Origin of the sequence: Streptomyces sp. NPDC004732 (genome assembly GCF_040609235.1) — a bacterium.
GTDB lineage: Bacteria > Actinomycetota > Actinomycetes > Streptomycetales > Streptomycetaceae > Streptomyces.
This window is the reverse complement of the sequence record NZ_JBEXJR010000010.1, coordinates 247,004-263,726: the sequence shown is the minus strand read 5'-3', so window position 1 is coordinate 263,726 and position 16,723 is coordinate 247,004. Positions and strand designations below refer to the sequence as shown.

Below are 16,723 nucleotides of genomic sequence, written 5' to 3'. Positions count from 1 at the left end.
CGTCAGGTGACCGGCGTCAGGCGAGCGGCTCGCTGAGTTCGATCGCGCGGAGGGCCGCCGCCAGCGCCTGTTCGTCGCCGACGTCGAGCGCCGTGTCCGTCAGCTTGATGACGTGCTCGTCGCCGTGGGCCAGGGCCCGCTCGAAGACCTCCTCGGCGGTGAACGTGCCCGGCCGGGTGTACGCCACCGGCTCGTCCGGCGCGTACATGGCGGTGACCGCCGCCGACGCGGTCCACGCGGCGTGCAGACTCGGCACCCACAGGGCGCGGGGGAGCGCGGGCAGGGCGCGCAGCACCGCGTTGGGCGCGGTCGCCGCGTGCACCAGCATCGTCTCGTCGCCGTGGCCGTGCGTGGCGTACCGGTGCGTGGCCGCCCGCACCAGCTCGGTCAGCCTGCGCCGCGCCTCCTCCGGGGCGTCCACCTCTGCGGCCCATGCGGGCAGCCCCTCGACCCGGCCGAGCCGGGTGGGGAAGCCGCCGTCCGCCCGGTTCGCGATGGGCGGCACCGCCTCCAGGGCATCGGCCGCGCTGTCGGCACCCGGCAGCACGGCCACGCCGGTCAGCGGGTGGTGGCGGGCGGCCCAGTAACCGAGGCCGTGGGCGAGCTCGTCGAGCCGGGGCCCGGTCGCGCCGCCCTCCTCCAGGGTGCGCACGGCATGGCCGACCCGGATCACCGGATGCGACGAACCGCCGTACAGGCCGGGCAGCAGCCGCGGCCACCACAGGGCGAGCACCTCGCGCCAGGGCTGCTCCCCGATCTCCCCACCCTTCCCGATCTCCCGGCGGAAGTACGCGATCCAGTCCGCCGCGCGCCGCGTGTCACCCAGTGCCGAGGCCCAGTTCGCGTCGGTGACCGGCTCGACCGCGGCGGGAAACTCCTCCAATTTGGGAGCGTAAAGATCGAGCCACCGGTGGACGGCGCGGGACTGCCCGCGCGCGGCGAGCGCCTCGACCGCCATCGGGGCGTGGTTGGTGAGCCGTCCGAGCCGCTCGGGCCCCGAGGCGTGCAACCGCTGCAGGGCTTCGTCGAGGGTGCCTGTGGTGTCGTTCATGGAGGGAAGGTAGGCCGGAGGCCTGCCGACGGGTAACGGTCTCGGGGCCTAGTCCCGGGGGCCTAGGGACCGCTCGTCGACTTCGACCGGACAGGACTACTCGTCCTGTAACCGAGCACACGACCAGGGTGGGGACCGGAATCCGCTCCTGAGCAACCAACGGGCGGTGCGGGTCGTCTTCAGGGTGGGAGGGCAGCCAAGGGCGGCGCTCCTCCCGCAGGAAGGCGACGGTGTCGATGGTGACGGCCGTCCCACGCAGGGAGCGGTAGTGGTTGCGGAGGTCCGTCAGGGCTTCGGGACCGGCCTCGATGTCCGGTCTGACCTGCACCTCTACGCGCTCCGGCGGCATCCGGCCGCCCGTGTGGCGCCACAGGATACTGCACCGTCAGGAAAAAAGATGTGCGGCTTGGGAATTCTGTCCGGATTCCAGTCGTTGTTTCCAACGGATGCAGGGCACCCGAGGGTGTGCCATCCACCACAGAGGCCCCATGAATGGGCCGACCAGGACAACCATCGCAAGGGAGCACGCATGGCAACCCGTGCCGTCGCCCGTCGTAAGTCCGCCGCCTCCGGCGAGACCGACGCGGCACGCAGTGTTCGCGCCGTAGGCGGGGAGATCGCCGACCGCGACCTGGTCGGCATGTACCTCGACGAGATAGCGCGCACGCCGCTGCTCGACGCCGCCAAGGAAGTGGAGCTCTCCCAGGTCATCGAGGCCGGGGTGTATGCCCGGAAGATCCTGGACGGCGAGGTCGAGGACAGCAAGGTCACCGCGGACCGCGAGGAGCTCGAAGCCCTCATCGCCGACGGTGAGCGGGCCAAGGACGTCTTCATCCGCTCGAACCTCCGCCTGGTCGTCGCGGTCGCCCGCCGTTATCCGCGCAGCGGCCTCCCCCTGCTCGACCTGATCCAGGAGGGGAACGCGGGCCTGGTCCGCGCCGTGGAGAAGTTCGACTACGCCAAGGGCTTCAAGTTCTCCACGTATGCCACCTGGTGGATCCGTCAGGCCATCACCCGATCCATAGCCGACCAGTCCCGCACCATCCGCCTCCCCGTCCACCTGGTGGAGGAGCTGGGCCGGATCCGCCGCGTCCAGCGCGAGTTCAACCGCGAGAACGGCCGCGACCCCGAGCCCGCCGAGATCGCCACGGAGCTCGCGTCGACCCCCGCCCGTGTCACGGACGTCCTGGACTGGGCGCGCGACCCCGTCTCGCTGAACATGGGCGTGGACGACGACGGCGACACCCAGTTCGGTGACCTCCTGGAGGACACCTCGGCCGTCTCGCCCGAGCAGTCCGTCCTCTCGCTGCTCCGCAGCGAGGAGCTCGACGGCCTGATCGGCCGCCTCGACCAGCGCACGGCCTCCATCATCAAGATGCGGTACGGCATAGACGACGGCCGTGAGCGCACGCTGACGGAGGTCGGCAAGGAGCACGGGCTGACGCGTGAGCGGATCCGGCAGATCGAGAAGCACGCGCTTCTTGAGCTGAAGAAGCTGGCCCGGGACACGGGCTTCGACGCGGCGGCCTGAGCGGCCGGGCTTGGGCGGTGCACTCCGCGGGGCCCCGGTGCCATTCCCCGGCACCGGGGGGCCTCATCCCTCGGCGTCGTGTTCTTGCCCCGTCGCACTTCGCGCGTTTTCCCCACCCGCCCGCCTGGTTTTTCCGGTCTTTCCGTCGGCCGACCGCGACAGCCGCGCCCCCATCTCCCGCACGCACTCCACCAACTCCCTCGGCCCCCGCACCCTGAAGTCGCAGTCCATGACCGCGAGGCGGACCGCGAGCCACTCGACGGAGTCCGACACCGGGCAGCGCAGCCGACAGCTGTGGTCGTCCACGGGCTGCACGGGGCCGAGCGCCGACGGCAGCCGCGCGGTGACGAACTCCGCGGGCGCCGCGAACGTCACGTCCAGGTCGTACGACCGCTGGCGCCCGCGCCACATCGACTCCCGGATGAACGCCGCGGCGTCCCCCTGCGGCAGCTCCCGCGGCACGAACCGCGCCCCCGTCGCGAACGGCTCGGACACCCGGTCCACCCGGAAGGTCCGCCAGTCCTCACGGTCGATGTCGTACGCCACGAGGTACCAGCGGCGCCCCGTCGAGACCAGCCGGTACGGCTCGGTGAGCCGCCGCGACGCCGTGCCGTCCCCCGAGCGGTAGGCGAACCGCAGCCGCTCGTGCCCGGCCGCGGCCGACGCCATCACCGTCAGCGTCTCCGGCGCGATGCTCGCCCCGTCCCCGCTGGTCAGCGGCGTCGTCGCGATCTGCAGCGCGGAGACCCGGTGGCGCAGCCGCCCCGGCAGCACCTGCTCCAGCTTGGCGAGCGCCCGCACCGACGCCTCCTCCACGCCCTCCACCGCGTGCCCCGCCCCGGCCCGCAGCCCGACCGCGATGGCCACCGCCTCCTCGTCGTCAAGGACCAGCGGCGGCATGGCCTTGCCCGCGACCAGGCGGTAGCCGCCCGCCGCGCCCTGGGAGGCCCGCACCGGATAGCCGAGGTCCCGCAGCCGGTCGATGTCCCGCCGCACCGTCCGCCTGCTGACACCGAGCCGTTCGGAGAGCTCGGCGCCCGGCCACTCGCGGGGCGTCTGCAGGAGGGAGAGGAGCTGGAAGAGCCGGGCCGGGGTGTCGGTGCCCGCCGCTGTCGTACCGTCCGTCGTCATGTCGTTCAGGATGCCGGAGAACTAGGACATGAGCTGACCTATATGGCCTCTAGCCTTACGGCATGACTTCACCCAGCACCACTTCCGCTCCCGTGTCGCCGGTGGCCGCCGGCGACCGGCGGCGTTGGTTCGCCCTGGCGATCGTGATGACCGCCGCCTTCATGGACCTCGTCGACGTCACGATCGTCAACATCGCCATCCCGTCCATCCAGCGTGACGCGGGCGCCACGTTCAGCCAGATCCAGTGGATTACCGCGGGCTACTCGCTCGCCTTCGCCGCGGGTCTCGTCACCGGCGGGCGGCTCGGCGACATCCACGGCCGCAAGCGGATCTTCCTCATAGGCATCACCGGGTTCACGGTCGCCTCCGCGCTCTGCGGTTTCGCGGCGAACCCGGAGATGCTGGTCGCCTCGCGCATCCTGCAGGGCGGCATGGCCGCGCTGATGGTGCCGCAGGTGCTGTCCATCGTGCACGCGACCTTCCCGGCCCACGAGCGCGGCAAGGTCTTCGGCCTCTTCGGCATGATCGTCGGCCTCGGCGCGGTCTCCGGGCCGCTGCTCGGCGCGCTGCTCACCGAGTGGAACATCTTCGGCCTAGAGTGGCGGCCGATCTTCCTCATCAACCTGCCGGTCGGCATCGCGGGCATCATCCTCGGCCGGAAGTTCATCTCCGAGTCCAAGGCGCCGCGCGCCCTCAAGCTGGACCTCGTCGGCGTCGTCCTGGTCACCGCCGGTCTGCTGATGCTGCTCTACCCGCTCACCCGCGGCCGCGAGCTGGACTGGCCGGTGTGGGGGTACGTGATGATGGCCGGTTCGCTGGTCGTCTTCGGCGCGCTCATCGCGTACGAGAAGTGGAAGACGGCGAAGGACGGTTCGCCGCTCGTGGAGCTGTCGCTGTTCAAGGTGAAGAGCTTCGCCGCGGGCATCGCGGTGCAGACGGTCTTCGGCGTCACGCTGGGCATCTTCTTCCTGGTCTGGACGCTCTACATGCAGGTCGGCCTCGGCTGGACCGCGCTGCGCGCCGGGCTGACCGGGGTGCCGTTCTCGATCGCCGTCTCGGCGGCGGCCGGTATCTCCGTGCAGAAGCTCGTGCCCCGCTTCGGCCGCAAGGTGCTGCAGGCCGGTGCCCTGGCGATGGGCGCGGGCGTCCTGATCTACATCTGGGAGGCCGGGCGGTACGGGGCGGACATCGCGCCCTGGCAGATGGCGCTCCCGCTGGTCGTGATGGGCGTCGGCATGGGCCTGATCGTGGCCCCGCTGACGGACGCGGTCCTCTCGGGCGTCCCGCAGGAGCACGCGGGTTCGGCCTCGGGGCTCATCAACACCGTGCAGCAGATGGGCACCGCGCTCGGCCTCGGTCTGGTGTCGGTGGTCTTCTTCGGGGTCATCGACGAGCGGGTCACGCCGGACCGGATCCCCGCGGAGTTCGTGGACGGGTTCCAGAACGCGCTGTGGTGGGTGGCGGGCGTGCTCGCCGTCATCTTTCTGGTGATGTTCGCGCTCCCGGCGAAGCCGAAGCAGCACATCGAGGGCGGCGGGGACCAGGGTGCGCCGGACGCGGACCTGGTGGAGAAGGAGCCTGTGCTGACGTCGTGATGGATGGCGGTGGCTGGTAGCCGGTGGTCGTACGAGGTTCCCCGCGCCCCGTGTTCTCAAGGGGCGCGGGGCCGTGACAATCTGCGGCTCCGCCGCGGGGCGCGACCAGCCACAGCGGACCCGCAGGTATCAACGGCCCACCAGCGGGGCGCTAAAGCTCCGCTTGGGCGGCTGACGTGTCCAGGGCCTCCAGAACGGCCTTCGGGCTGCCGCCCTTGGCCACCGCCTCGCCGATGTGACGGCGCACCGCGTTCCTGACCTCCGGCCACGAGCCGAGGTTCGTCGGCTGGAACTGGGCCTGCGGCATCTGGTCGATGAAGTCCCACATCGGGCGCTGCTTCGGGTCCTTGCGCAGGGCGTCCGACGCCGAGCTCGTCACGGGCAGCGCGGACTGGCCCCCGCCGTACGCCAGGGCGGACTTGCGTCCGTACAGATAGCTCAGGAACGTGCCGCACTGCTCGCGCCGCCCGTTCTGCTTGAACGCCATCAGCCAGTCGTTGAGCCCCACCGGCGGCGCGGCGCCGCCCAGCTTCTGGGGGAACGGGGCGTGCGCGTAGGGGAACTTGGCCTGGTCGGCGGCGCCCATCAGGACCGGGTGCGCGATCATCATGCCGATCTTGCCGCGCAGGAACTGGGCGTACGCGTCCGTCCTCGTCAGCGACTTGGGGTCGGCGCCCGCCAGGCCGCGGGCCACGAGGTTGTCGCGGAGCCAGGTGAGGGTGTCGATGTTGCTGGGGGTGGCGAAGTCGTAGCCGGTGAGGGCGGCATAGCCGCCGCCGTCCGCGAGCAGCCAGGCGAGCGCCTCGTCCTCGGCGGCCTCCGGGCCGAGCTGCAGGCCGTACGGGGTGGGCACGCCGATCGCCTTCAACGCCACGGCGGCGTCGCGCAGTTCGGCCCAGGAGCGGGGCGCCTTGATGCGGGCCTGCTTGAACAGCGCCTTGTTGTAGAAGAGCCGCGGGGTGCTGGCCAGGAACGGCAGGCCGTACTGGACGCGGTCGACCATGCCCGCCTCCGCGTAGGAGCGGATGAAGTCGCCCTCGGTACGGACGTCGAAGAGGTCGGACGCGCCGTACAGCTTGCCCTCCTCGGCGTAGGGCGCGAAGAGGTTGGACTGGGCGATGTCGGGGGCGTCGCCGTCCTTCACGCGCCGGGCCAGGGTGCGGTCGAGCTTGGCGAAGGGGACGCGTTCCAGGTCGACCTCGATGCCCGGGTGGGCCTTCTTGAAGGCGCCGATGAGGCTGTCCCACTGGTCGCCGAGCGAGGAGCCCACGCTCTTGTCGTAGCTGGCCACGAGGAGCCTGAGCGGGGTGTCGGTCTCCGCGGAGCAGGCGCTGAGGCCGGCGGCGCCGAGCGCGGTGGCGCCGGTGAGACCGGCCGTGTGGAGAAGGAACTGCCGACGACGCACCGCTGTTTGCCACCTCTTGCTCGCACCGCGTGCCGTACGCGTGCCTTCCGCGCACTCTCCGGCGCGGCTTACGGTGGCAGATTCTGTCACATGGGCAGTAAGTGCCTCCGGACGGTTCCGAACCCCCGTACGGAAGCTGACATAACCTGCCTGACATGCCTGACACGCCTGCCGTTTCGCTGACGGAGCGACGCAAGAACGAGACCCGCCTGGACATCGCCCGCACCGCGGCCGCGCTCTTCGTCGCGGACGGACTGCGGGCCACCCGCGCCGAGGACATCGCGCGGTCGGCGGGCGTCGCGCCGCGCACGTTCTACCGCTACTTCCCGACCAAGGAGGAGTCGGTCGCACCGCTCTTCACGGCGGGTGCGCAGCAGTGGGCGGAGGCCGTGCGCCGTGCGCCCGCGGGCCTGTCGGTCCCGGACGCGCTGCGGCACGCGGTCACGGAGGCGCTCGCGGTCGACACCCCGGGGGCGGCGGAGTCCCTGGACTGGGTGCGCTCACTGCTGCGCATGTCGGCGGAGAGTCCGGCGCTGCGGGCGGTGTGGGCGGACGCGTGCCATGCGTCGGAGCAGACGCTGCTGGCGATCCTGGCGGAGCGGGCGGGCAGCGAACCCACCCTCGACCTGCGCCTCGCGGCCGCGGTCGCGAGCGTGGCGGTGCGGGTGGGGGTCGAGGCCTGGTCGGCGGAGGGTGCTTCGGAGGGTCCGGCCGTGCTCGCGGAGCGCTGCCTCGCGGCGCTGGAGACGTTTCCCTGGCCGTAGGTCCGGTCCCTGGCCGTAGGTCCGGCCGCAGGTTCACGGGTCCAAAGCAACGCCTCCGTAGAGGCGAAAGTCCGTTTGTGTCCGAGTCGGGCCCGAACCTGTTTACTTTCCGGAAATCCAGCCGTACGCTCCGAGTGAAACCACAGGATCGGGCATGCGGCGGAGGCAAACAGACATGTACGCACCGGAGCGGCAGCAGGAGATCCTGCGCCTTGCACGCGACGGCGGCCGCGTCGACGTGCTGTCGCTGGCCGAGGAGTTCCAGGTCACCGCGGAGACCATCCGGCGCGACCTGAAGGCGCTGGACCGGGCCGGACTCGTGCGCCGCGTGCACGGCGGTGCCATACCGGCCGGACGGCTCGACTTCGAGCCGGACCTCGCCGAGCGTGAGGGCACCGCGGCCGACGAGAAGGACCGCATCGCCCGCGCCGCCCTCGCCGAACTGCCCGCCGAGGGCAGCATCGTCCTCGACGCGGGGTCGACCGTCGCGCGGCTCGCGGCGGCGCTCCCGCTGGAGTCGACGCTCACCGTCGTCACACACGGGCTGCCCACCGCCGCCCGCCTCGCCGACCACCCCGGCATCCAGCTCCACCTCATCGGCGGCCGGGTCAGGCAGCGTACGCGCGCGGCCGTCGACGCATGGGCGCTGCGGGCGTACGGCGAGATCCGCGCCGACGTCCTCTTCCTCGCCGCCAACGGCTTCTCCGCCGACGCCGGGCTCACCACCCCCGACCTCGCCGAGGCGGCCGTGAAGCGCGCGGCCATCGCGGCGGCCCGCCGGGTCGTGCTGCTCGCGGACTCCGCCAAGCACGGCCAGGAGCACTTCGCGCGCTTCGGCGACCTGGCCGACGTCGACCTCCTGATCACCGACACCGGCCTCACCGACCACGACGCCGCCGCCATCGAGCGCGCGGGCACGGAAGTAGTACGCGCATGAGCAAGGAAGCAGTCCGTACGCGCATGATCCTCACCGTCACCCCCAACCCCTCCCTCGACCGCACCTACGAGGTGCCGTCGCTCGACCGCGGCGAGGTCGTCCGCGCCACCGGCGAGCGCGTGGACCCGGGCGGCAAGGGCGTCAACGTCTCGCGGGCCGTCGCGGCCGCGGGCGTGCGGACCGTCGCCGTACTGCCGTTGGGCGGCGCGCCCGGCGCGCTCGTCGCGCAGCTCCTCGACGAGCAGAGCATCGAGGTCGCCCCGGTCCCCGTCGCCGGGCAGACCCGTTCCAACATCGCGGTCGCGGAGCCCGACGGCACGCTCACGAAGATCAACGCGCCCGGCCCCGAACTCTCCGGCACGGAGCGGGAACTGCTGCTCGCCACCGTCGGCGACCGGTCGCAGGGCGCCGACTGGATCGCCTGCTGCGGCAGCCTGCCGCGCGGCTTGAAGCCCTCCTGGTACGCGGAGCTCGTGGCCCGCGCGCACGCGGCCGGGGCCCGGATCGCCCTGGACACCTCGGGGCCCGCCCTGCTCGCCGCGCTCGCGGAGCGCCCCGACGTCGTCAAGCCCAACGTCGAAGAGCTCGCCGAAGCCGTGGCCCGCCCCCTCAAGACGGTCGGCGACGCGGTCGAGGCCGCCGAGGAACTGCGGCAGGCGGGCGCCCGCGCCGTCCTCGCCAGCCTCGGCGCCGACGGCCAGCTCCTGGTCGACGCGTCGGGCACGTACTTCGCGAGCGCTCCCGTCGACGCCGCCGCCGTGCGCAGCAACGTGGGGGCCGGTGACTCCTCCCTGGCCGGTTTCCTGATCGCGGGCGGCGCCGGGCCCCGCGCCCTCGCCTCCGCCGTGGCGCACGGCGCGGCCGCGGTCCAGCTCCCCGGCAGCGCGATGCCGACCCCGGCGGACCTGGCGCCGGACGCCGTCACGGTGACGGCCGAGGTCCCGCTGGAGCGCGTACTGACCGAGCCCGCCGCATGAACCCTCCTGCCGCCGTCCCCCCAACAGCCGCCGCCCGCCGGGCGATACGCGTGCAAAGGAGCCCGCGATGACCGACATGATCACCGCGGATCTGGTCGACCTCGAACTCGACCTGTCCGCCGACACCAAGGAAGCGGCGTCCCGCGCGCTCGCCGAACGGATGGTGGCCCTGGGCCGGGTGACCGACCTCGACGGCTTCCTGGCCGACGTGGCGGCCCGCGAGGCGCAGATGCCGACCGGTCTGGACGGCGGCATCGGCATCCCGCACTGCCGCAGCGCGCACGTCACCGAGCCGACCCTCGCCTTCGGGCGTTCGGCGCGCGGCATCGACTTCGGCGCGCCGGACGGCCCCGCCGACCTGATCTTCCTGATCGCGGCCCCGGCGGGCGCGGACGACGCCCACCTGACGATCCTGTCGTCGCTGGCACGGCAGTTGATGGACGCGGAGTTCACTGGAGCACTGCGGTCCGTTTCGACGGCGGCGGAGGCGGCGGCGCTGATCAGCGGCGAGGACGCGGAAGCGACTGCTGGGGAAGCGGCGGCTGAGGAACCGGCTGCTGAGGAAGCTGAACCTGCCGCTCCCGATGCCCCTGCGGGCGGCGGCTCCGGCCCGGACGAGCCCTTCCGTATCGTCGCCGTCACCTCCTGCCCCACGGGTATCGCCCACACCTACATGGCCGCGGAGTCCCTGGAGAACGCGGCCCGTGCGGCGGGCGTGGAGATCACGGTCGAGACGCAGGGATCGGCGGGCTTCACCCGCCTCGACCCCGCGGTCGTCGCCGCGGCGGACGGCGTGGTGTTCGCCCACGACGTCCCCGTACGCGACAAGGACCGTTTCGCCGGAAAGCCCACCGTCGACGTGGGCGTCAAGGCAGGCATCAACCGCCCCGCCGAACTCATCGCCGAGGTGCGCGAGAAGGCGGCCCGCGGCGAGACCACCGCCGCCTCCACCGGCCCCACGCCCGTGGAGGGCGCCGGGGACGACGGCGACGGCTACGGAACCAAGCTGCGCAAGTGGCTCATGTCCGGCGTCAGTTACATGGTCCCGTTCGTGGCCGCGGGCGGCCTCCTCATCGCCCTAGGCTTCGCCATCGGCGGCTGGAAGATCGACAAGGCGCCGTCGGTCGCCGAGCACTTCATCTGGACGGACCACACCAGCTGGGCCGCGCTGCTCTTCCAGATCGGCGGGCTCGCCTTCGCCTTCCTCGTCCCGGTCCTCGCGGGTTACATCGCGTACGGCATGGCCGACCGGCCCGGCCTGGTCCCCGGCTTCGTCGGCGGTTCGGTCGCCGTCACCATCAACGCGGGCTTCCTCGGCGGTCTCGCCGCGGGCCTCCTCGCGGGCGCCGTCGTCATGGGCATCCAACGGGTCCGCATCCCGGCCGTGCTGCGCGGCATCATGCCGGTGGTGGTGATCCCGCTGATCTCGTCGGCGGTGGTCGGCTTCCTGATGTTCCTCGTCGTCGGCAAGCCCATCGCCTCGCTGCAGAGCGCGCTGACCGACTGGCTGGAGGGACTCTCCGGGGCCAACGCGGTCATCCTGGGCGTCATCCTCGGCCTGATGATGTGCTTCGACCTCGGCGGCCCGCTCAACAAGGTGGCCTACGCCTTCGCGATCGGCGGCCTCACCCACCCGACCGACGGCAGCCTCAAGGTCATGGCCGCGGCGATGGCGGCGGGCATGGTCCCGCCGCTCGCCATGGCCCTCGCCACGACGGTCCGCGGACGCCTCTTCACCAAGACCGAGCGGGAGAACGGCAAGGCGGCCTGGTTCCTCGGCGCCTCCTTCATCACGGAGGGCGCTATTCCGTTCGCGGCGGCCGACCCCCTGCGCGTCATCCCCGCCTCGATGGCGGGCGGCGCGGTCACCGGCGCCCTGTCGATGGCCTTCGGCTGCACGCTGCGCGCCCCGCACGGCGGTGTCTTCGTGGTCCCGCTGATCGGCCAGCCCCTGCTGTACCTGGTCGCGATCGCCGCCGGTGTCTGTGTCTCGACGGCCGTGGTGGTGCTGCTCAAGGGCGCCAGGAAGACGACGCCTCCGGGCACGGCCGACGAGACGGCGCCCGCCGCCGAGGAGCCGGTGGCGGCGAAGGCGACGGCGACCGTCTGAAACCCGGACGTTTCCCCTCCCGAACGTCCCTGAAGGGCAACCGGTCCCGGAGTGTGCGACTTGCGTCACTTCGGGACCTAAGTCCTATTACCCCCTGTCGAAAGCCCCCGCCCCTGTTGTCTACTGGGCCGCATGCTCCAGGATGTCTCGATCGTTCAGCAGATAGGCGTGGCCGTTCTCGCCGTGGCGACCGTCGTCTGGGCCGTCGGCCTGGTGCGGGTGATGCGCAAGGACCGCTTCGACATGGAGGCGTGGCGCCAGACCCCGTCGCTCCGTGCTCCGGCGCTCCGTGCGCTGCCGGCCCAGCAGGGCCCGCCGCGCACGGAGACCGTCGAGCTCACCGCGGACGAGCGGGCCGCTTTCGCCGGTCTCGTACGGCAGTTCGGCGAGGGTCGCTCCTAGGTTCCTAGGTTCCTAGGCTCCTGAGGCCCCCAGAGGCTTCTGGCGGGCCTTGGCCCCGCGTCAGCCCCGCGTCCGGCCCTCCCGGGTCCAGGCACGGGCCCTGCGCTCCATCGCGGCGCGGGCCGCCTCCTCGGTGTCGTACACCTCGCACATGTGCCGCCCGTCGGGTGTGAGCGTGTGCTCGACCTCCCACAGGCTGGTCTCGCCGCCGTCGAAGAGCAGGAACGCGTGCTCGTAGAGCGAGAAGCACATGCGCACTTCACCGGCGAGGCGCGGACGGCCGAAGGCCTGGGTGATCTGGTGCGCGAACGCGGCGCGCAGCAGCCGCGCGACGCTCGTGCCCGGCCGGTCGCCGTCGGGGTTCTCCGCGCGGCGCAGGAGGCGGCGCGCGTGGTCCGCGGAATCGTCCGGAACATACGCATGGCGGGGCTCGGAGTCGGGCGGAAGCTGGAGCACGACCGGTCGGCCGCACGCGGGCGGGTCGGGCGGCAGCGGCAGGCGCGAGGTGGCGACGCCCGCCTCCTCCTCGTCGGCATAGAGCTCGTGGGTCGGGGCGCTGCCCGGCGCGGTGTTGTGGACGAGCTCCCAGAGTGTGAGCACGGACGCGTCGGCGAGCAGCCAGGTGTGTCTGAACGTCTCGCGATGCAGCCCCGAGCTGTGGTGCGCGGAGTGCAGCGAGGTGTCGTGGGCGAGGGCGGAGCCCAGCCGGGCCATCACCTCGTCCGGCAGGTCGAACGAGTTCAGGGCGCGGCCGAGGAGTCGCTCGAGATGCTCCTCCGGAGAGTGTGGCTCGGGCGACTCGGGTGGCTCGTACGCAGTGTCGTACGGAACGCTCAAGGCTTCTCCCGGCGTTGCTACATGTCACCTGGTGAGTGCATACCGTAGCCCCTCGGTCCGACATCATGCCCTGGAACCGGAAAACGCGCGGGTATGAAACCCGGGACTTGGAAAACGCGCGAGCCACGCGGGAAGTTCCCGCGTGGCTCGCTCAGTTGTGAGGTGCGGCCGCGGTAGTCGGGGCGGCCGCCGAGGGGGCGTGCGTCAGCTCGCGCTGCCCGCGGTCCACTCGCTCCACGACATGTTCCAGCCGTTGAGGCCGTTGTCGGGGGCGACGGTCTTGTCGGGCGAGCCCTTGACCGTCACGACGTCGCCGATCAGGGAGTTGTTGTAGAACCAGGCTCCCTGGGTGCTCGGGTCGCCCGCGCCGCGCGCGTCCTGGAGGCCGACGCAGCCGTGGCTGGTGTTGGCGCTGCCGAAGATCGAGGGCGAGCCCCAGTAGTTGCCGTGGATGAAGGTGCCCGACGAGGACAGCCGCATGGCGTGCGGCACGTCCTTGATGTCGTACTCCCCGCCGAAGCCGACCGTGTCACCGTTCATCCGGGTCTGGGTGAACTTCTCCGAGATGACCATCTTGCCGTTGTACGTCGGGTTCGACGGGCTGCCCGCGGAGATCGGGACGGACTTGATGACCTTGCCGTCCCGCTCGACCGTCATCTTCTTGGCCTGCACGTCGACCGTGGAGACCTGCGCGCGGTCGATGTCGAAGGTGACCGTCTTGTTCTGCACGCCGGTGGCGCCTTCCGCGCCCTTCACGCCCTCAAGGTTGATCTTCATCGTGACCTTGGAGCCGGCCTTCCAGTAGTCCTCCGGCCGGAAGTCCAGGCGCTGGTTGCCGAACCAGTGGCCGACGACCTTCTGGCCGCTGCTGGTCGTCACCGTGATGTGCGACTGGACGTCCTTCTTCTCCGTGATCGCCTTGTCGAAGTTGAAGGAGACCGGCATGCCGACGCCGACCTTGGCGCCGCCATCGGGCGCGTAGGTGCCGATGAAGCTGTTGGCGGAGGAGATCGTGGTGAACGTCGCGTTCTCGGTCGCCGCGTTGCCCTTGGCGTCCTTGGCGTCCGCCGTCACCTTGTACTTCGTGCCGCGCTCCAGCTGGGCCTTGGGCTTCCAGGAGGAGCCGTCGCCGGAGATGGTGCCCTCGACCGCGGTGCCGGACGTCGCCGACGTCATCTTCACGCTGGTCAGCTTGCCGTTCTTGACCTTGACGCCGGTGGCGTTGATCGAGGCGTCGGTGGCGCCGTCCTTCGACGAGATGGTGATGTCGGCGCCCTTGGCTGCCGAGGAGCTGCCGCCGTTCTTGTCGTCCTTGGCGTCGGCGTCGCCGCCGCAGGCCGTGAGGGTCAGCGCGCCCACGGCGGCGAGCGCGGTGGCCGCCATGAGGGCACGGCGCCGGGGGTTGACTATGACCGACCTTGTCACGGGCTGCTCCAAGTACGTGTTCTGACTCAGTACGAGCTAAGAGCGGCCTGTGCCCCGGATAGGTTCCGTGCGGACAGTGTGAGTGTGAGCACACTTGCCGCGCCCAACGCGCCTGCGAGCACGGCGATTTGCTCGCTTTGCCCCCTACTGTTCCCTCCGGTTCTCTCTGGTTCCCTCCTGTCCCGTGCTACTTGCCGTAGAGATCGAGGTACGAAGGGAAGATGCCGCCCGGTGTCTCCACGGAGTCGGCCGCCAGCATCGCCCGCGTGATCGCCTCCGTCACCAGGTCCGCGCCCGCGGCGAGGATCTCGTTGAGGGCGAGCGGGTTCCCGGCCGCCAGGGCGTGCTCCCCGGTGGCGAGGGCGAAGACGGTGTCGCCGTCGTTGAGGAGATGGACGGGCCGCACCGCGCGCGCCATGCCGTCGTGCGAGGTGCCCGCCAGCTTCTGCGCCTGCGCCTTGGTGAGTTCGGCGTCGGTGGCGACCACGGCGAGGGTGGTGTTCAGTGGGGGCGGCCCGTTCTCGACGGCGGCCTCGGCGAGGCGCCGCGTCGCCTCCTCGTGGACCTCGGGCGCCGGATAACTCACCCGCTGCCCCCTGAAGTACTGCCCGTACAGCGCCCCCGTCGCCGGATCGACCGCCGAGCCCGCGGCGTTCGCCACGGCCAGCGCGGCGACCGTGATCCCCGAGTCGAGGCGGACACTGGCGCTGCCTACGCCGCCCTTGAACCTGCCGACCACCGCACCCGTCCCCGCCCCGACGTTCCCCTCCACGACCGGGGTGAACGGCTCGGTGCGTGCGGCGTCCTCGACGGCGGCCCGGCCGGTCGCCGCGTCGAGGGGGGCCCCGAAGTCGCCGCCCCGGCCCAGGTCGAAGACGCAGGCGGCCGGGACGACGGGCACGACGTGGGAGGGGTCGGCGCCGACCCGCACGCCCCGGCCCCGCTCCTCCAGCCACGCCATCACGCCTGACGCGGAGTCCAGCCCGTACGCACTGCCGCCCGTCAGGACCACGGCCTCGACGCGCTGCACCAGATTGCGCGGGTCGAGGGCGTCCGTCTCGCGGGTGCCGGGGCCGCCGCCCCGCACGTCCACGGCCGCGACGGCCCCGCCCTCGGGGGCGAGGACCACGGTGGTGCCGGTGAGGCGGCCGTCGCCGGCCCGCGTGGCATGGCCGACGCTGAGGCCCGCGACATCGGTCAGGGAGTCGGTCATCGGTCGGAACGCGGCTCCGGTGGAATCAGCGGAAGCAGGTGTCATGAGGAAGGCGTACCACGCGGCCCGGTCACGGGCGCCGCGCCATCCGGGTGGTGAGCGTCACCCCCGTCGCGACGGTCGCCGCGGCGACCAGTCCCGCCACCAGCACCGCCCAGCGGCCCGCGAACGTACTCGCAAGGACCGCCAACGCACTGACCGGCAAGACCAGTTGCTGCGCCAACCCCACCTTGTAGTAACGGGAGTGCAGCGCCCACACCGTGATCAGATACAGCGCCGTCGGCACGGTCACCGCGGCGGACGCCGCCACCGTCGAGATGTGCGCCTTGCCGACGGCCTGCTCGACCGCCACCTCGATCCCGGCCCCGATCGCCGCGGCCGAGCCCAGGATCACGTAGTGGCCGTAGCCCCACAGGAACGCCTGGCGGTTGCTCCTCAGCCGACCGTGGATGGGCACGACGAAGTAGATCCACCACGCGGCGAACACCACGAGGAGGCCGCCCGCGGCAATGGGCAGCAGCTCGTCCAGCGCGTCGTGCTCCTCGATGCCCGACTTCACCGCGACGGTCGCCGCCGCGAGGGTCTCGCCGAGCACGATGATCGTGAACAGGCCGTACCGTTCGGAGATGTGGTGCGGGTGCCACGCCGTCGTGTACGCGCGCTCCGCGATCACCGGCACGCACATCTCCGCGACCGCCATCACGAGGAACAGCCAGGGCCTGGCGCCCTCCGGCAGGAACAGCAGCCCCGACCAGCCGACCTGGCAGAGCAGCACGCCCGCCGCGTACCGCAGGGCCGTCCCGCGCTCGGCGCCCGTCGCCGCTCTGGCGACGCGCAGCCACTGAGTGGTGAGGGCGACCCGCATGATCAGGTAGCCGAGCCAGACCAGGAGGAAGTCGTGCTCCTGGAAGCCTTTGGAGACCCCGGCGGCGAAGACGAGCACACCGGCGATCTGGATCAGCGTGACCACGCGGTACAGCGCGTCGTCGTTGTCGTACGCCGAGGCGAACCAGGAGAAGTTGACCCACGCCCAGAACATCGCGAAGAAGACCATCGCGTAGTTGAGGACGCCCTCGCCCGCATGCCCCTCGGCGACGGCATGCACCAGCTCGGCACCGGCCTGTGCGACCGCCACGACGAAACAAAGATCGAAGAAGAGCTCCAGCGGTGTCGCGGCGCGGTGCTCCTCGTCGCGGCCCCTGGCCAGGAGCGGCCGCAGCGGTTTGGTGAAGGGGGCGGCGGGTGAGGTCGGCGAGGCAGATGAGGCCGACGGGATGGATGAGGTCGATGCGTCCGATGAGGCGGGTGCGGCTGGTGGGATCGGTGAGTCGGGGGAGGTTGCCAT

Annotated in this window: 14 protein-coding genes; 7 read left to right on the top strand and 7 right to left on the bottom strand. The window is 71.7% G+C overall.

Annotated features, from left to right (window positions below):
• Positions 1-16: 16 nt before the first annotated feature.
• A complete protein-coding gene (locus tag ABZV77_RS29955; protein WP_356263311.1) occupies positions 17-1,051 on the bottom strand; it encodes a questin oxidase family protein in 1,035 nt (344 codons plus the stop codon).
• 529 nt (positions 1,052-1,580) lie between these two features.
• Between ABZV77_RS29955 and ABZV77_RS29950 the strand changes: the two genes are divergently transcribed.
• Complete coding sequence (locus ABZV77_RS29950; RefSeq protein WP_356263309.1) at positions 1,581-2,582, top strand: sigma-70 family RNA polymerase sigma factor; 1,002 nt, start codon at positions 1,581-1,583, stop codon at positions 2,580-2,582.
• Between the two features lie 63 nt (positions 2,583-2,645).
• Here ABZV77_RS29950 and ABZV77_RS29945 read toward each other — a convergent pair whose 3' ends face one another.
• Positions 2,646-3,713: a YafY family protein gene (locus ABZV77_RS29945; RefSeq protein ID WP_356263306.1), complete on the bottom strand. Its 1,068-nt coding sequence runs from the start codon at positions 3,711-3,713 to the stop codon at positions 2,646-2,648.
• Between the two features lie 62 nt (positions 3,714-3,775).
• Here ABZV77_RS29945 and ABZV77_RS29940 point away from each other — a divergent pair, with 62 nt between their 5' ends.
• The gene (locus ABZV77_RS29940) at positions 3,776-5,308 is read left to right on the top strand and encodes an MFS transporter (RefSeq protein WP_356263303.1); all 1,533 of its coding nucleotides are present in this window, start codon (positions 3,776-3,778) and stop codon (positions 5,306-5,308) included.
• 151 nt (positions 5,309-5,459) lie between these two features.
• Here ABZV77_RS29940 and ABZV77_RS29935 read toward each other — a convergent pair whose 3' ends face one another.
• On the bottom strand, positions 5,460-6,713 hold the full coding sequence (locus tag ABZV77_RS29935; RefSeq protein WP_356263300.1) for an extracellular solute-binding protein: 1,254 nt from the start codon (positions 6,711-6,713) through the stop codon (positions 5,460-5,462).
• A 155-nt stretch (positions 6,714-6,868) separates the two neighbouring features.
• On the opposite strand from ABZV77_RS29935, the gene ABZV77_RS29930 reads away from it, so the two are divergent.
• From ABZV77_RS29930 to ABZV77_RS29910, 5 genes are all read left to right on the top strand, one after another.
• On the top strand, positions 6,869-7,477 hold the full coding sequence (locus ABZV77_RS29930; protein WP_356263297.1) for a TetR family transcriptional regulator: 609 nt from the start codon (positions 6,869-6,871) through the stop codon (positions 7,475-7,477).
• A 175-nt stretch (positions 7,478-7,652) separates the two neighbouring features.
• A complete protein-coding gene (locus tag ABZV77_RS29925) occupies positions 7,653-8,414 on the top strand; it encodes a DeoR/GlpR family DNA-binding transcription regulator (RefSeq protein WP_356263294.1) in 762 nt (253 codons plus the stop codon).
• A gap of 23 nt (positions 8,415-8,437) precedes the next feature.
• Positions 8,438-9,391 (top strand): 1-phosphofructokinase, encoded by a 954-nt coding sequence (gene pfkB, locus ABZV77_RS29920; RefSeq protein WP_356263629.1) that lies wholly within the window; start codon positions 8,438-8,440, stop codon positions 9,389-9,391.
• 67 nt (positions 9,392-9,458) lie between these two features.
• A complete protein-coding gene (locus tag ABZV77_RS29915; RefSeq protein WP_356263291.1) occupies positions 9,459-11,501 on the top strand; it encodes a fructose-specific PTS transporter subunit EIIC in 2,043 nt (680 codons plus the stop codon).
• A 132-nt stretch (positions 11,502-11,633) separates the two neighbouring features.
• A complete protein-coding gene (locus tag ABZV77_RS29910; RefSeq protein ID WP_356263289.1) occupies positions 11,634-11,903 on the top strand; it encodes a hypothetical protein in 270 nt (89 codons plus the stop codon).
• 60 nt (positions 11,904-11,963) lie between these two features.
• Here the strand turns inward: ABZV77_RS29910 and ABZV77_RS29905 are convergent, their stop codons facing one another.
• The 4 genes from ABZV77_RS29905 to ABZV77_RS29890 form a co-directional block, all read right to left on the bottom strand.
• Positions 11,964-12,740 (bottom strand): DUF6227 family protein, encoded by a 777-nt coding sequence (locus ABZV77_RS29905; RefSeq protein ID WP_356263287.1) that lies wholly within the window; start codon positions 12,738-12,740, stop codon positions 11,964-11,966.
• A 204-nt stretch (positions 12,741-12,944) separates the two neighbouring features.
• A complete protein-coding gene (locus ABZV77_RS29900) occupies positions 12,945-14,123 on the bottom strand; it encodes an Ig-like domain-containing protein (RefSeq protein WP_356263626.1) in 1,179 nt (392 codons plus the stop codon).
• Positions 14,124-14,352: 229 nt separating this feature from the next.
• Positions 14,353-15,378: a P1 family peptidase gene (locus ABZV77_RS29895; protein WP_356263284.1), complete on the bottom strand. Its 1,026-nt coding sequence runs from the start codon at positions 15,376-15,378 to the stop codon at positions 14,353-14,355.
• 70 nt (positions 15,379-15,448) lie between these two features.
• Positions 15,449-16,723 carry a low temperature requirement protein A gene (locus ABZV77_RS29890; RefSeq protein WP_356263281.1) on the bottom strand — a complete coding sequence of 425 codons (1,275 nt, stop codon included), beginning with the start codon at positions 16,721-16,723 and terminating at the stop codon, positions 15,449-15,451.

Bases quoted from the DNA above. Each gene is read 5' to 3' on its own strand.
- ABZV77_RS29940 (WP_356263303.1), top strand. From the start codon at position 3,776: ATGACTTCACCCAGCACCACTTCCGCTCCCGTGTCGCCGGTGGCCGCC.
- ABZV77_RS29900 (WP_356263626.1), bottom strand. From the start codon at position 14,123: ATGGCGGCCACCGCGCTCGCCGCCGTGGGCGCGCTGACCCTCACGGCC.
- ABZV77_RS29890 (WP_356263281.1), bottom strand. From the start codon at position 16,723: ATGGCAACCTCCCCCGACTCACCGATCCCACCAGCCGCACCCGCCTCA.
- ABZV77_RS29895 (WP_356263284.1), bottom strand. From the start codon at position 15,378: ATGACCGACTCCCTGACCGATGTCGCGGGCCTCAGCGTCGGCCATGCC.
- ABZV77_RS29930 (WP_356263297.1), top strand. From the start codon at position 6,869: ATGCCTGACACGCCTGCCGTTTCGCTGACGGAGCGACGCAAGAACGAG.
- ABZV77_RS29915 (WP_356263291.1), top strand. From the start codon at position 9,459: ATGACCGACATGATCACCGCGGATCTGGTCGACCTCGAACTCGACCTG.
- ABZV77_RS29945 (WP_356263306.1), bottom strand. From the start codon at position 3,713: ATGACGACGGACGGTACGACAGCGGCGGGCACCGACACCCCGGCCCGG.
- pfkB (WP_356263629.1), top strand. From the start codon at position 8,438: ATGATCCTCACCGTCACCCCCAACCCCTCCCTCGACCGCACCTACGAG.
- ABZV77_RS29925 (WP_356263294.1), top strand. From the start codon at position 7,653: ATGTACGCACCGGAGCGGCAGCAGGAGATCCTGCGCCTTGCACGCGAC.
- ABZV77_RS29950 (WP_356263309.1), top strand. From the start codon at position 1,581: ATGGCAACCCGTGCCGTCGCCCGTCGTAAGTCCGCCGCCTCCGGCGAG.
- ABZV77_RS29955 (WP_356263311.1), bottom strand. From the start codon at position 1,051: ATGAACGACACCACAGGCACCCTCGACGAAGCCCTGCAGCGGTTGCAC.
- ABZV77_RS29910 (WP_356263289.1), top strand. From the start codon at position 11,634: ATGCTCCAGGATGTCTCGATCGTTCAGCAGATAGGCGTGGCCGTTCTC.